General features: G+C 57.7%; 10 protein-coding genes. 4 read left to right on the forward strand and 6 right to left on the reverse strand.

Annotated elements, in window-relative coordinates; all coding sequences use genetic code 11:
* Window positions 1–48: 48 nt before the first annotated feature.
* The 5 genes from Mal65_RS21735 to Mal65_RS21755 all read right to left on the reverse strand — a co-directional run bounded on the left by Mal65_RS21735 (window position 49) and on the right by Mal65_RS21755 (window position 5,477).
* Window positions 49–747, reverse strand: coding sequence for a hypothetical protein (locus Mal65_RS21735; protein WP_145302548.1), 699 nt, complete (start codon window positions 745–747; stop codon window positions 49–51).
* A gap of 341 nt (window positions 748–1,088) precedes the next feature.
* Window positions 1,089–1,751 carry a hypothetical protein gene (locus Mal65_RS21740; protein WP_145302551.1) on the reverse strand — a complete coding sequence of 221 codons (663 nt, stop codon included), beginning with the start codon at window positions 1,749–1,751 and terminating at the stop codon, window positions 1,089–1,091.
* 64 nt (window positions 1,752–1,815) lie between these two features.
* Complete coding sequence (locus Mal65_RS21745; RefSeq protein WP_145302554.1) at window positions 1,816–2,316, reverse strand: hypothetical protein; 501 nt, start codon at window positions 2,314–2,316, stop codon at window positions 1,816–1,818.
* Window positions 2,317–2,535: 219 nt separating this feature from the next.
* Complete coding sequence (locus Mal65_RS21750; protein WP_145302556.1) at window positions 2,536–4,833, reverse strand: serine/threonine-protein kinase; 2,298 nt, start codon at window positions 4,831–4,833, stop codon at window positions 2,536–2,538.
* Entirely contained in the window at window positions 4,833–5,477 is a 645-nt protein-coding gene (locus tag Mal65_RS21755) for an RNA polymerase sigma factor (protein ID WP_145302559.1), read from the reverse strand. Before Mal65_RS21755 ends, Mal65_RS21750 begins: the two co-directional genes overlap by 1 nt.
* A 297-nt stretch (window positions 5,478–5,774) precedes the next feature.
* Here Mal65_RS21755 and Mal65_RS21760 point away from each other — a divergent pair, with 297 nt between their 5' ends.
* From Mal65_RS21760 to Mal65_RS21775, 4 genes are all read left to right on the forward strand, one after another.
* Entirely contained in the window at window positions 5,775–6,257 is a 483-nt protein-coding gene (locus Mal65_RS21760; protein ID WP_145302562.1) for a PDZ domain-containing protein, read from the forward strand.
* Window positions 6,258–6,412: 155 nt separating this feature from the next.
* Window positions 6,413–7,021, forward strand: a complete 609-nt coding sequence (locus tag Mal65_RS21765; RefSeq protein WP_231131208.1) for an RNA polymerase sigma factor — start codon at window positions 6,413–6,415, stop codon at window positions 7,019–7,021.
* Window positions 7,012–8,358 (forward strand): serine/threonine-protein kinase, encoded by a 1,347-nt coding sequence (locus Mal65_RS21770; RefSeq protein WP_145302564.1) that lies wholly within the window; start codon window positions 7,012–7,014, stop codon window positions 8,356–8,358. Before Mal65_RS21765 ends, Mal65_RS21770 begins: the two co-directional genes overlap by 10 nt.
* A 70-nt stretch (window positions 8,359–8,428) precedes the next feature.
* Entirely contained in the window at window positions 8,429–10,012 is a 1,584-nt protein-coding gene (locus Mal65_RS21775; protein WP_145302567.1) for a hypothetical protein, read from the forward strand.
* 86 nt (window positions 10,013–10,098) lie between these two features.
* On the opposite strand, the gene Mal65_RS21780 is transcribed toward Mal65_RS21775, so the two are convergent.
* Window positions 10,099–14,052 carry a PVC-type heme-binding CxxCH protein gene (locus Mal65_RS21780; RefSeq protein WP_145302570.1) on the reverse strand — a complete coding sequence of 1,318 codons (3,954 nt, stop codon included), beginning with the start codon at window positions 14,050–14,052 and terminating at the stop codon, window positions 10,099–10,101.
* Between the last annotated feature and the right edge of the window lie 37 nt (window positions 14,053–14,089).

Raw genomic sequence — 14,089 nt, forward strand, 5'->3', positions numbered from 1 at the left:
CCGCCGTCGGGAACCGATTCAAGTGGTTGATTCGTTGTTCGTCCTGGATCAGGGACCGAAGTGGTAAGCGTTGCTGATGCTTTGGCCGCCGAAGATGGCTCCCGCGTTGGCCGATGCGCCGGAGGATCGGAAGCCGCCAACGCCCACGCTGTAGGCACCGCTGTTGCTGATCGCACGGCCGCCGAACATTGCATTGGATCGTGCTGATCCGTTGGCCACCCCGACGCCGTAGTCGACGGCGCTGATGGCGGTGTTGTTGGCCACCGCACGTCCGCCCCAGCGTCCGCGAGCAACCGCACTTCCGTTGGCGATCGAAACGCCGCCGGTCGTGAACGCACCACTCATGCTGTTGGCACTGGCATTGCCATACGCCCGAGCCGAATCGTTGGCGATGGCGGTGCCGTAGTTCGACGCGGCAATCGCGTTGCTGTTGGACCGTGCGTTCCAGCCGTTGGCGACGCTGCGACCGTTGGCGATCGCCACGCCACCGTTGCTGGCGGCGATCGCGTTGCCCGTCGCACGTCCGCCGTTGTATCCCGAACCGGTCATCCGTGCATTGGCGTATCCGCCGTTGGATGCCGCGGCCGATGCGTTCAATCGGACGTTTCCGCTGCCCGATGCCGACGACCGGGCGACACCGCCGGTGGAGTAAGCACTGGATGTAACTTGAGCCGATGCGTCGTCGGCGACGATCGAGACGGTGGTGGCGGCGGCAAGGATCGCGAAGGTTTTGAAGAAGCGTTTCATCGGTCGGTGACTCCTGATGGTTCTGTCCGACACTGCGGACAAATCTGAAATGGTGAAGTTGCGGCCGCGACTATCGTTTGTCGCCGGCCCACGTTTCACACAGCGGGCGCGAAACTCCCAAGGGGACAAACCTTTTTGATTTTTTGTGCCATGCTGATCTGCATGGCGTTTGACCATCACATCCGGCACGCGAAGCCCCGAGCAAGACGCTGACCCAACGAAAAAAGGCCGATGCCGTGTCCTTCCCTTATTTGGGCAAGACACGACACCGGCCGATGAACGTCCGACCGTGATGGCGGACGGTGATTGGTCGATTGGGGTGTGCGTTCGTTGATATCGAATCAGTAGCTGACGCTGTTTCTAAGCTGCCGCGCCACGTCGGCGGGCAAAGCTTCGATCTTGCGATCGACTTCACCAGCGGTACCGCTAAGCCGGATTTGTTTCGGCCCCTCATCGGTCGATACAGTGGCGTCGATGCGGATGTGTCCGTTCATATTACTGACCGACACGCTGTGGACTGACGACTGGGTGTCTTCGATCAAAGGACGATGGCGGATCGTTGTCGATCGTACGCCGTCCTCGGTCAAAACGGTCAATCGCATGCCGGGGGTGACCGGCGGCATTTCGCAAACGTCACGCAGCACGTGTCCGTCCAACGTCAACAGAACCATGTGCGGCTGAATTCCGGCCTGATAGGCGGGTGACCCGGCAACCACATCGACCACCAGCAATCCGCCGCCAGAGGTCAATGACTCGTGACAACCGCGGAATAAATTGGGAACGGTCGTCAGTTGCAGCCCCCACGATTCGGCGGCCGCGTTGTGAGGACGATGATCGGTTGGGGCATCGTCCTCGGCCATCGCAGCGGCGGGGACTTGTGACATCACTTGCCGACGGATGCCGTCGACGTTCACGTTGCCTTGGGAATCGAACAACGGCGTTTGGCCACAGCACATCGACACCAACGAAAGGGCAGCGACGGAAAGCAGAGTCAGGCGAATCATGATTGGTTTCCTTGATTGAATGTTTTTGGGTCAGATGTATTCGGATCGGGGTCGGCTGGCCGGATTACCAGCGACGGAAGAAATTGCGAGTCTTGGAATGGCTGAATGCGCGGGTTCGGTTCCCGAAACCGGTCGCCGTGCTGCCGCCGCCCATGTTGCCGAATCCATGATTCGTTTGGCCGCCGACGATGACGCGAGAATTTCCGCCGGTCGATTGCACGCCGCCGTGGCTGACGTGCGTTCCGCCGCGACCGATCGACAGGTTGAAGTTGTGCCCTAGACCGACTCCGCCACTGTTAACCCCAATCGAATGGGACAGTGACAAACCGTTGGGGCCCGCACCGATCGCCAAGCCGCGTCCCATGCTGCCGCCGGGTCCGACGCGAGATTCCGTGTCGGTATGGGTCCACTGCCCGCTGGCGGACGCATCCGCCCCGGCGAATCCCGGACCGACATCAACGATCGTTCCGGCACTTTGTGCTGATGCGGCGGTGGCGATCACCGCGACGGCGGCAATCGAAAGGGTCAAACGACAAACAGTGGCGAAAACATTGGAAGCACGCATGGGATAGTCTCCGGGTGACAGAGTGTTTGGTGGTGGTGAACACTCCTCCTGGCGAGACCCGGTCCGCCAAGGGGACAAGCCCGGCGGAAAAATCGTGAAACTTCTTCAAGAAACACGTGTGCTCCCCCCCTGCCAAAGAACGCCCAGCAGGCCAGATTCGCCCGTATTTCGGCCGTTTTCTGATCCTTGAAACGGTTTTCGTGCACAGCGGGCGCGAAATCACCCCTGGTCGCTGACCACCACGATCCAGCCGGTGTCGGCCACGTCATCGGGTCGGCCATGAATGATCACCGGTTCGGTCGCGACCACCCGAGGCCGACCATCGATCGGATCAGCCACCTCGGTCACCATCACTTCCTGATCATGCGAATTCCCGCGATCCAGGTCCCGCATTCTGATCCGGCGTCCACGCAAAGCTTGCTGGACCCATGCGTCTTCCATATAGCGTGGCGGATCGTCTTCGTTTTGCAGTCCCAATTCGGGATGCTGCAACAGCAACCCGCGACGTTTCTGGTACTGATCCACCCGAGTATCAACCAACCAGGTGTTGTCTCGCATGGCAAAATCGCCCAGTTCGACGGCCATCCCGATGACGCCGATTCGCCGTCGATCGGTCTGCTCGGCAGGCCCGTCATAGATGGGAACGGCAAAGGCCACCTTCAAGGTGTGCGAATTGGTGCTTTTGTAGGCGGCACACATGTGAACGATGCGTCCGGCCAGCGGACCGACGTCCCGAGCCTCCTCCGGTGTCAGGTCGTACCCCAGCCCGTGAAAGTAATCACGATGTCGATAGCTGCGACCAATACTGGGCTCTCGTTTGACCCGAGCGATCTGAATCCCCTGAACACTTTGCACGTACCAGGACTCTGTCTTCACCGCGTTCTGATGTTCGATGAATCGATCCTGCAACCAGTTCTGAAGCTCCGGCTGCTCCGGTGCAAGTTCCTGTAGCACGACGGCACCAGCCCCACGTTCGGGATCAGGCGAAGCGGTTTTGATTTTGCGATTCAGTTCGACGACCAAGTCTCGCAAGACGCCCGATGACGCCTCGGATTCCAAAATCCGCCAACGCAAATCGATTTGATTGCCGATCGATTGCGCCAAGAACTGTGCACTCGCCCCGAGAGATGCCCGCCGTGATTGTTCGGCATTGTTCCGTGATTGTTCGGCATTGTTCCTTGCTTCATCCGCCAGACGCTCCGCGGCTTCGGCATCTTTGCGCGCGAAAGTCTCCCGTGTCGCGTAAGCCCCCAAGGTCAAGAACGCGAAGGCCGAAAACACCCCAAACAGCACCAATGCGATCAATGCAATCTGGGTCGCCACCCGATGCCGCCGGGCCAAACGAAACAATCGTCCGAACCAAGTTTCGCGATGAGCCGATACGGGGTCGTCGGCTAAAAACGCCTCCACGTCCTCGGCCATCTTCAGCGCGGTAGGATAACGATCGGCGGGCTGCAGAGACATCGCTTTGTGGGCGATCGCGGCCAGGGCCGCCGGCACGGCACCGCGAACGTCTTTGACCGGTCGAATCCGTCCGTCGATCACTTTTTCTTTGATCTCGACCACCGATTCGCCATCCACCGGCGTCGTCCCACACAGAATTTTGTATAGCGTGGCTCCCAGGCTATAGATGTCGCTGGCCGGGGTCGGGGCCAGCTTCGACGCCTGTTCGGGGCTCATATACACTGGCGTTCCCGCACCGAGCCCGGACGTGCTGCTGTCACCCGATTGCACGGGCATCAGTGTGTTTTCCCCACTTTGACGAAACGGTTCATCGCGGACGACGGGAATCGCCAAGCCCCAGTCGACGACGATCGTTTCCCCGTATTTGCCCAACATCACATTGGCGGGTTTGATATCGCGGTGGACGATGCCACGGTTGTGGGCATAGGCAACCGTCTTGCAGACCGAAACAAAATGATTCAACAGCAATCGATAGCGCCGGTCGGTTTCCAACGGGTTCGTTTTCGATTCATCGTCACGGCTGTGCAACGAAGCGATCAAGTCGTCCATCGATTGGCCGTCGATAAAACGCATCGCATAGAAAGGGTCACCATCGGTCGTCCGCCCCACGCCGTACAACGGAATCACACCGGGGTGTTCCAGCCGCGCGGTCACCTCGGCTTCTAACAGAAACCGTTCACGACAAACCTCATCGGCAACCAAATGCTTGTGCAAAAACTTCACAGCCACACGCCGGTGTGCCGTCATGTCTTCGCCGACATAAACCGCGCCCAAGCCGCCGCGTTGTAAGAACTCCAGTTCCTCGATCGTCGTCCGCACCGGCAACGTCGCATCGGACCAGTCCGACATCGGCATGCCTTGACCGATGCGTCCATCGATCTCCGCCAACCGCGCGATCTTGTCACGAACCTCGGCGATCAAATCCGGATGCGATCGACACAGTTCCTCGACACTCAAATCGGTGCCGTTCTCCTGAGCTTCCTCCCACACGTCCAACAGCTCATCGATCACCTGCTGTCGTGATTCGTCGTCGTTTTCGGAGGGCACGTTCATCACAACGCGATGCTTTGGCGTGTCGAATCGCTCAGCTTTTCATGCAACATCAGCCTTGCCGAACGCCACAGCCGCTTGATGGTTCGCGTCGATGTTCCCAACAGCTCGGCCGCCTCGTCCTGTTTCAGCTCGTGGTACCACAACAATTCGAACACCTCGCGTTCCTTGTCCGGCAGTCGATCGACGCATTCGTGAAAATCGCTCCAGGCTTGCAATTCCGCCGGATTTGCGGCGGCGTCACCGGGATCAAACGCCATCGCGCGACCGTCACCGTCGTCCTGGTTGCCAGCCTGGGTCACATGATGAGCGCCCTGACCTTGAGGGCCGCGGTAATGACGGCACAGGTCGATCAATTCACGGCGGATCTGCAATGCGGCCAATCGAAAGAAATGGCGTGCGTCTTCGATCTTCGTCGACGACATGGCCTGGTAAAGACGCATCGACGCATTTTGAAAGACATCCTCGGTCTGTTCCCACCGTCCGACGCCACGAAAATCGCGTTTCATTTTGGTGGTCAGACGCATCAGACGTTCCTGCGTCAAATTCAACAGTTCGCCTCGAACGGCGGTGTCACCATCGCGGAGCAATTCAAGGCAGCGTTCGACGGCGATCGTTTGTTCACCACGGGCAGAATCATCGGGCATTTCGTCGTGGTCCCTTTGCGTCGGTCATCCGATTCTTTCGGATTTCGGAAACGATTTTTGCCCCTCACAGTCGCACGCGGCTCGCACGGTTGCTCGCATTTCACACGTTTGCGCTCGGCACAATCGTACCACCAAGCCGAACCGTTGATGCCTGGAAACGGGGCGGAGACAGATTCGAGAGATTTTTTTGGCGATCCGGTGTCCCTTTTTTCCGGTCACGTCCGCTGGGTGTAAGTGTTCCGGCAATCAAACACGCCGACTGACCACTTCACTTCGAAACCATTTGGGAACCGACCGATGAAAACGCTGACCGCCTGCACCGCCGTCCTTGCCGCCATGATCACCTTCACCACCGCCAGTGCCGACCAACGCGTCTTGGTTCAGCCCAATCCGGGCACCGGACCGGCCGCCAGCTATTTCCTGGGCGTGTACACCGAAACCGTCGCGGTCACGCTTCCCGGCGGTCCCGTCGGCCCGGTTGCCGCCGCTCAAGTCGGCGTCCGAGTCGTCCCATCACCCGGCCCTGGTCCCGTTCACTACGTCCAGCGTGTGACGGGTGTCGTCCCGGGGTCGCCGGCCGCCCACATCGGCTTGGAACCCGGCGATCAGCTGGTCACCGGAAACGGTCGACCGCTGACGTGCCGAAACGCTCTGATCCACGCCGTGAATCAAAGCGGGGGCCAGTTGAACTTGGTCGTGATCAATGTTCGCACGGGCCAGCCGATGAATCTGACCGCTTACCCGCGTTACCAAGGCGGCCCGGTGGCGCTGAACCGTTGAAGCTCAGCATCTTTGAAATCCCGAACCGCTTCAGCACGAACATCACCTGCCTTCACGACTGCGTTTCACCCAGCCAAGACCGCGGATCCCGCGATCTTGGCTTTTTTTGTGTCAAATGCGATTCGACGGCGTGTGTAAGTTGTTGGTCCCCACCGATGTCCACGACGACCACGCCCACGATGAATCTGCCCGAAACCCGCGCCAGCCTGCTGATCCGCCTGCGCGACCGCGACGACGCGGCCGCTTGGCAGGAATTCGTGCAGATCTATCGGCCGGTGATCGTGCGGGTCGCCACCGCCAAAGGCATCCAACGGGCCGACGCCGATGACTTGGCTCAACAAGTCCTGATGTCCGTTTGTGGTGCCATCGATCGGTTCGATCACGCTTCGAATCAAGCCAAATTCCGAACCTGGCTGCGTCGGATCGCCGACAACGCCACTTTGAACGCGTTGACACGCGGTCGGCCGGATCGCGGCAGCGGTGACAGTGCGTTGCACCGGTGGCTGGATCAACACCCCGATCCGGACCCCGGTGATTCGCGCATGCTGCAAACCGAACTACGTCGCGAACACTTCCAGGCTGCCGCCCGCGCCGTGCGAGGCGAATTCAGCGACGCGACCTGGCAATCGTTCTGGCGAACCGCCGTGCTGGGAGAAAACATCGACGACGTGGCCGACGCTTTGGGACGCACCAAGGGAAGCGTGTACGCATCCCGCAGCCGCGTCATGCGACGCATCCGTGAAAAGGTCGAACCATGGCAGTGAATCCTTCCATCCCACCACCCGATCCCTCGGTGAACGAATGCAACCGAGAAACGATCGAAGCCTTTCTAAGCGATCAGCTTAGCCAGCAAGACGTTCTCCGTTTCGAAGCCCACTTGGAAACGTGTGACCAATGTCGACGCCATTTGGATCAAACGGCCGCGGATAATTCTTATTGGACCGATGCGCGGTCGCTGCTGTCGGATTTGGATTTCCAAGTCGACCCGGCGCCCGACCTTAGCTTTTTGCAACCAACCGACGATCCCGACATGTTGGGCCGATTGGGAACGCTGGAAATCAGCGGTGTGATCGGCACCGGTGGAATGGGCATCGTACTGAAAGCCTTGGATCGATCGCTGAATCGATTCGTCGCGGTCAAAGTCTTGGCCCCACACTTGGCATCCAGCGCCGCGGCTAGAACTCGATTCACACGCGAAGCCCAGGCGGCCGCCGCGGTGGTCCACGACAACGTGATCGCAATCCACGGTGTTGAAACGTCTGGCACGCTGCCCTACCTAACGATGCCGTATGTGAAGGGTGAATCACTGCAGCGTCGCATCGATCGGCTGGGTCCACTTCCCATCGAAGAAATCCTGCGAATCGGAATGCAGATCGCTCGCGGTCTTGCCGCCGCCCACCAACAAGGTTTGATCCACCGCGACATCAAGCCATCGAACATCCTGTTACCGCACGACGTTCAACGCGTGGTCATCACGGATTTCGGCCTGGCAAGAACGGTCGACGACGCCACGCTGACACGCAGCGGTGTGATCGCAGGCACCCCACAGTTCATGTCGCCCGAACAAGCCCGTGGTGACACGATCGATCCACGCTCGGACCTTTTTTCACTGGGCAGCGTGGTGTACGCGATGGCCAGCGGTCGGCCACCGTTCCGCGCCGATTCCCCCTACGCGATCATCCGCCGCATCGTTGATGACGGTGCCAAACCGCTGCGCCAAATCGATCCGTCGCTTCCCGCTTGGTTCGAAAACTTGGTCGAACGACTGCACGCCAAGGATCCAGACAGACGGATTTCATCGGCAGAACAAGCCGCGGAACTTTTCAAAGCATGCCTGGCTCACGTTCAAAATGACACCGCACCTTTGCCCCCGGCACTACTGGCGCCATTGCCAAACGCTGGCCAGCGCTGGCGGCCATTCCGCTGGCTTGTGTCAGCGATCGCTGCGGCACTGATTGTGATCACGATTTGGTTTTTCTTTGACCGCACCGGAACACAACTCGATCGCCAAACTGGATCCGCCAGTGATTCATTCGTCGAAAGTGACCAGCTGTTACTGCAAGTTGAATCGGAGATCGATCAAATGCTTGAAGAATTCTGACCGTGAATGATTCACGCTGACTTCGCAATGCACTCCATTCCCTCGGCCATCTGTTTGAAAGGCTGTTTTGATGAACCGAATTCCAATACGAATCGCCGCATACCTCTCGTTCTGCATACTCTTGGCTGCACAGGGGCACGCTCAAGAATCAGACTCGGTTCCCATCTACATTGACAGCATCAAATCTGATTCGAAGACGTCGTTGTCGCAGCAACTGGTTCCCGATCCGCTTGCCAGCGACTTGGATTCCGAGATCAAAAAAGCTGAACTGTTGATGAAACTGAAGCAAGACGAACTTCAAGCGGCCCAGAGTGCTGGCGCGCTCGTTGACAAGAAGATGCAGAATTTTGAGACCAAACGCAGTGAAGCATTTGCCTCACACGATAAGCGTCGACAGGCTCTGCTCGATCGACTTCGTGACATTGAAGATGAAATAGCCCAAAACGACCCTGTCGGATCCCCGATGGGCAATGTCATTCAATCCGCCAAAAACAACCTGCAATCGCATGACCAGGCAAAGAAAAAGCTGGACGAGTCTTTCGATTCAATGCTATTGGAGTTGCGACAAGATGAAACACAATCGCGATTGGCGTTGCGTCAGGCGGAAACTGAATTGGAATTTGCCAAACTGCAGCTTGCATCGGTGAAGAAGGAAGCCGATCGACGCAAGAAAACGTCTGGCACCGCGGCGAAGAAACCTGAGAAGGACGCACCGCCGGAAGTCTTGTCCGACGTCGACCTGGCTCAAGAAGACTTGGCCGATTGCCGGATGCACATCGTCGGTTTGTACCGCGCCGCCGATGACCGCAGCAGCGATGAAGTTTTTGTCGATGTCAAACCGCTGGATCACCCCAGCGTGATCGTCGTTTCGTCCTATATGGAAGTACTTTGGCGGATCCGAATCGCCAAAGATTCGGACGTCAAACTGGTCATCGCAACGGGATACTTTGCACAAGATCTGACACTGACCACCGACAGCAAACAGGTTCCGGTGTTGAACCTTTCCTACTTTCGCCAAGACAAACAACCACAACGCCGCGGACTTTGGGCGTATGCGTATTCCTGGACAACCGACGAAGGACGCAAAATGGCCCGGATGCTGTACGACATCACCGGCCTGACTGCCAGCAGTTTCCAAGGCATGGAAAGCGCCCGATTGGTCCAGATCGACGGTGTCCGAGGCAAACTGACCAACCGTCAAGCCAAAGAACCGATCCCCGGCTTGCTGACCGACGCGGAACGCATGGCCGAACCGGTGGAATTTCCCGACGAGGCCGACGCCTCCGATTCGCCACCGGGCAAGGTCGAATCCGACATCGACGAACTGTATGCCGCCGAGGCCAGTGCGAAGATTGCCATTCGCAAGACGCAAGACAAGGTTGCCGAGATTCGCGAGCAACTGGAAAACATCGACACAGAAATTGGGGATCTGACCCGTCAACTGACCGGTTCTGGAAAACAAGACCCAGCCACCGTCGACCAACTTCGCCAAGCGGTTCGCAAACAGTTTCAATTGCGTCAGCAAGAACAAGAACAGCGTGTCCAGACCGCCGGCATGAAGTTGCAACTGGTCGAAATTCGCCGCATGCTGCGTCAGCGAGACGAGGACACGATCGTTGATCGGACGGTTCAAGCCATCCTTGATCGACGATAGAAACCATAGTCGTCGGACACAAAAAAAGCCGGGATCACATCGCATTGTGATCCCGGCTGAACAGCCAACATTCCGGCTTGTCGTACCTAATTCTTGATCTTGGCTCTTCGTTTCAGCTGATTCAGCTTCTTTCGGCCGCCCTGGTTCACTTCGGTGACAAAGCGGACCAGATCCAAAAACTCCTGGCGGGTCTTCAGCGTGTTTGCCAACCCGGTCGGCATGGTCGAATTCTTGGACTCGATCACGTCGTCGACATCGTCGATCAAGATCTCACGCGGCTTGCCCTGATCGGCCGCGATACTGATGACGATCTTGTCGTCGGTTTCCTCGATCAGGAATCCGGACAGAATCGCGCCGTCCAGCGTGATGACATTGACGGTTCGATAGCCCTCAAGAATCTTGTCCGACGGCTTCAAGATTGATTCGATGACGTGTTGGGCGGTTACGTCATCGCGGGATACCGTCAATTGCGGCCCCAATTGATAACCTTCGCCGACGTCGTGGCAGGTCGCACAGGCGGTCTTTTCCCAGTAGAAAAGTTTCGCCCCTCGAATCGCATCCCCTTCGGCCGCGGCATCACGCACCAGGTCGGCGATGGGTTCGGCCAACAACGCCTTTTCCAATTCGCTGCCGGCCACCTGATCTTCGATCAATTCAGGTCGGCTGCCTTCGGGGAACGGATGCATTTCCAACAGTTCTTCGGGGCTGTAGAAGCGTTGTCGGTCGCCGGTCGCCGCCCGAATCTGTTTCACCTGTTCCGGTGTGATCTCGCTGGCATCGTTCCCCCAACTGTTGCGGACGTAGGTCAGCACGCTGGCAATTTCGGCGTCGGTGAACATGTTCCCGATCGCCGTCATTGGCGGCACACCTTGGTTCGTTTCAAAAACCTTGCCGCGAACGCGAATCTTGCCCCAGATGCCGTGCAAGGTCAGCTTGATCAGACGTTCCGGGTCGCCGTTGATCCACTCACTACCTGCCAACGGCGGATAGATGCGAACGACGCCTTCGCCGTTGTCACGGTGACATGCGTAGCAGGAGCCTTCTTCGAAGAAGACTTGTTGGCCCAAGTTGTAGGTACGCGCAAACGCTTTGTTTTTGAACTTCGGCGATTTGGTGCGGTAATCCTTGGGCTTCATCGCACCTTCCAGCTTGCTAGCCAAAAGCTGTTCGTAATCCACCGACAAGCTGTCCGGGTCCACCGCACTTGAATCAATGGCCTGTTCGACGAAGGGCTTCAGTGTCCACATCGCACTGTTCAGTGCATTGCGAATCCAACGATCGGTCGGTTGGGACGCAACGACCAACAAGATGTCGGCACCGGCTTTTTCGCCCATCCATGTTCCGGCGGACAAGGCTTCCAAACGAACCCGGGGATGGGTGTCCTTGGCCGCCTGCATCAGATACGTCTCGGGTTGATCCAGCAGGTGCAAACAATGGCGGACGACGCGAACGGCCGCGGATCGGACGCGATGATCATCGGCATTCAGACACCGCTGCAACAGTTCGGTCGACGGAGCATGTTGGCCCCAGGTTGCCCACAACGATTCCAAGACCAAACGATCGTCACCGGCGTTGGCGTCGGCGAACTGCATCGCGGCGTTCAACACGTTTTGGCGATCACGGCCGCGCAATTCGCGATGGGATCGTTTCCGAGCATTCAGCTCGGGCAGTTTCATGTTCTCAAACAATTGTTGGATCGAAGCGCCGGCCACCTGCGGCGGATCAACCAACGGGCGCTGCTTGTGAGTGATGCGATAGATCCGGCCATATTCGGAATTCCGCAGCGGATCACGCGCGCTGTGTTGCATGTGACCGATCAGCGTGTTGTGCCAATCGATGAAGTACAGACTGCCGTCGGGAGCCACTTCCAAATCACAAGGACGAAAATTGCCGTCGGTCGATTCGATCAAGTTTTGACGGAACTTGCCTTTGATTTCAGCGCCGTCTTCGACCGTGTTGTATTGCTTGATTCCCAAGAATCCGATCGTGTTGGCGTACAGATAGTCGCCTTGCACGTCGTCGGGAAAATGTCGGCTGTGCAAAAATTCCGATCCCGAGGTCGGCCGCGTGTGGTGTTCGTAGTTGAACTTCGAAACCTTCGGCACCTCCATCGAATGCGGAATATTCATCGAATAGCCCAGCATCCAATACTGTGAACCACCCGATGCGTCGTTGACGAACGTTTGCCCGTACTCGTCATGGGCGACGCCCCACGGGTTGGAAACGTCGGTTTGCATCACGCGTTCGACTTTCCACGAATTGGGATCGAACCGCCAAACGCCGCCGTCGGTCATCCGCTGGGGGCCCCAAGGCGTTTCAACTTGGCTGTGCAAAAACCGACCTTCGCACATGTAGATGCCGTTGCCGTTGTCCACATCAAAAGCGGAAATCGCGTGGTGGGTGTCATGGGGATCGAACCCGTCCAGCAGCGTCACCATTTCGTCGGCGTGATCATCACCATCGCTGTCTTTCAACAAGACCAAAAACGGTTCCTGCGAAAGATACACGCCTTCGGGTGCCAATTCGAAACCGATGGGCATGTGCAAACCGTCGGCAAAGACGATTTCCTTGTCGGCGCGCCCGTCGCCATCGGTGTCTTCGTAAATCAGAATTTTGTCGTTGGGTTTGGCGTCGCCCGGTTTGTAGTGCGGATAACTGGGCAGCGTCGAAACCCACAGCCGTCCCTGGTTGTCGAAACGCATTTGGGCCGGATTCCCCAAATTCGGAAAATCTTGTTCCGACGCGAACAACGAAACGTCGTAACCATCCGGCAGCGTGAACGTTTTCATCGCTTCGTTTTCGGGATCCAGATAATCCAGCGTTCCGTTCTTTTCGCTTGCCCGGTAATTGGTCTCCACGGTCGACAAGGGACGGGTGATCGAATCGTCGACTTCGATGGTGGACGATTTTCCTTGTGCAATCGCCCACAGGTTGCGATCTCGCAAGACCGTCATCTGGCGGATCTTTTCGATCTCCTCGGGATAGTTGAAATTCCCGTACGGTGCCCAGCGGCGACCATACGCGTGAACGCCGTTGAGCATGCGGTAATCATTTCGCCAAAACCATGCTTTGTCTTTGACCGCTTGATACAACAGCGAATCGGTTTCCGGGACTTGTGCATCGGCCCCGAACAACTGTTGCATGATGACCGGTGCCAGTTTTCGATAACCGGCCTCGGACAGATGGACGCCGTTGATCGTCAGCGGTTCGTCGGAAGTGGTGAACCACTGCAGCGTGGGTGAGAACAGATCCAGATACCCGACCTGCATTTCTCCGGCGACCTGGGCGACGGCATCCGCGTAATTGCGCAGCAATAAATTTCGTTCGTCCGCATCGGGCAGGTTGAACTCGCTCAACTGCTGCATCGCGATTGGGCTGGCCAAAACCAGACGCGGCGGCCGATCGGCGTTTTGACGATAGGAACGCGATCGCGTGTGCTGGACAAACGCCCGCAATTCATTCTTGAAGTTTTCGATCCCTTCGGTGCCGTCAAACGACTCGTTGAATCCAAAAAAGGCAACGATCGTGTCGGCACCGACGATGGTCAGCCATTCGTCGGGACTGGGATAATGCCCTTCGCCCAAGTGAGCTTTGATTTCCGGTCGAAACTGGCTGGCCCCCGGAAACGCCCAAGGATCATCACGTCCCGCTTCGGGCCGAAAGCTTGGCGTGTGCCCCGGATATCCCATGTTTCGAAACGTTAATTCGGCCTGGGGAAACTGTTGATACAGCGATGATTCAAAAGCATTGAACAATTCCATCCGCGCGGCCAATCCATTGCCCAAAAACACGATCGTTTCGCCGTCACGGGGCTGAAGCGGCAAGGTGACCGCATCGGCGATCTCTTTGACGGGCGAAGGTTGCAGGTATTCGGGACGCACACGTTTGGTTTGCTGCGTTTCATTGTCGGTGACGGTCGTGATCACGTCGGGGGTCCAATCACCATCGATCACGCCATCCTGTGCGGTGGCTGGCGGAATGGACGAAAGGAAAGCCGCCACGAACAACAACGTTGGCAGGGCGCAAGAGAGCTTTGGCATGTCGCAGAAAAAGCCGTGCAAGGAGGGATTCGAAATG

This window comes from Crateriforma conspicua (assembly GCF_007752935.1).
Lineage (GTDB): Bacteria > Planctomycetota > Planctomycetia > Pirellulales > Pirellulaceae > Crateriforma > Crateriforma conspicua.

What these genes read in the sequence shown, in the direction of transcription:
- Mal65_RS21770 (WP_145302564.1), top strand. Translation starts at nt 7,012, where the DNA reads ATGGCAGTGAATCCTTCCATCCCACCACCCGATCCCTCGGTGAACGAA.
- Mal65_RS21745 (WP_145302554.1), bottom strand. Translation starts at nt 2,316, where the DNA reads ATGCGTGCTTCCAATGTTTTCGCCACTGTTTGTCGTTTGACCCTTTCG.
- Mal65_RS21760 (WP_145302562.1), top strand. Translation starts at nt 5,775, where the DNA reads ATGAAAACGCTGACCGCCTGCACCGCCGTCCTTGCCGCCATGATCACC.
- Mal65_RS21750 (WP_145302556.1), bottom strand. Translation starts at nt 4,833, where the DNA reads ATGAACGTGCCCTCCGAAAACGACGACGAATCACGACAGCAGGTGATC.
- Mal65_RS21780 (WP_145302570.1), bottom strand. Translation starts at nt 14,052, where the DNA reads ATGCCAAAGCTCTCTTGCGCCCTGCCAACGTTGTTGTTCGTGGCGGCT.
- Mal65_RS21765 (WP_231131208.1), top strand. Translation starts at nt 6,413, where the DNA reads ATGTCCACGACGACCACGCCCACGATGAATCTGCCCGAAACCCGCGCC.
- Mal65_RS21755 (WP_145302559.1), bottom strand. Translation starts at nt 5,477, where the DNA reads ATGCCCGATGATTCTGCCCGTGGTGAACAAACGATCGCCGTCGAACGC.
- Mal65_RS21775 (WP_145302567.1), top strand. Translation starts at nt 8,429, where the DNA reads ATGAACCGAATTCCAATACGAATCGCCGCATACCTCTCGTTCTGCATA.
- Mal65_RS21735 (WP_145302548.1), bottom strand. Translation starts at nt 747, where the DNA reads ATGAAACGCTTCTTCAAAACCTTCGCGATCCTTGCCGCCGCCACCACC.
- Mal65_RS21740 (WP_145302551.1), bottom strand. Translation starts at nt 1,751, where the DNA reads ATGATTCGCCTGACTCTGCTTTCCGTCGCTGCCCTTTCGTTGGTGTCG.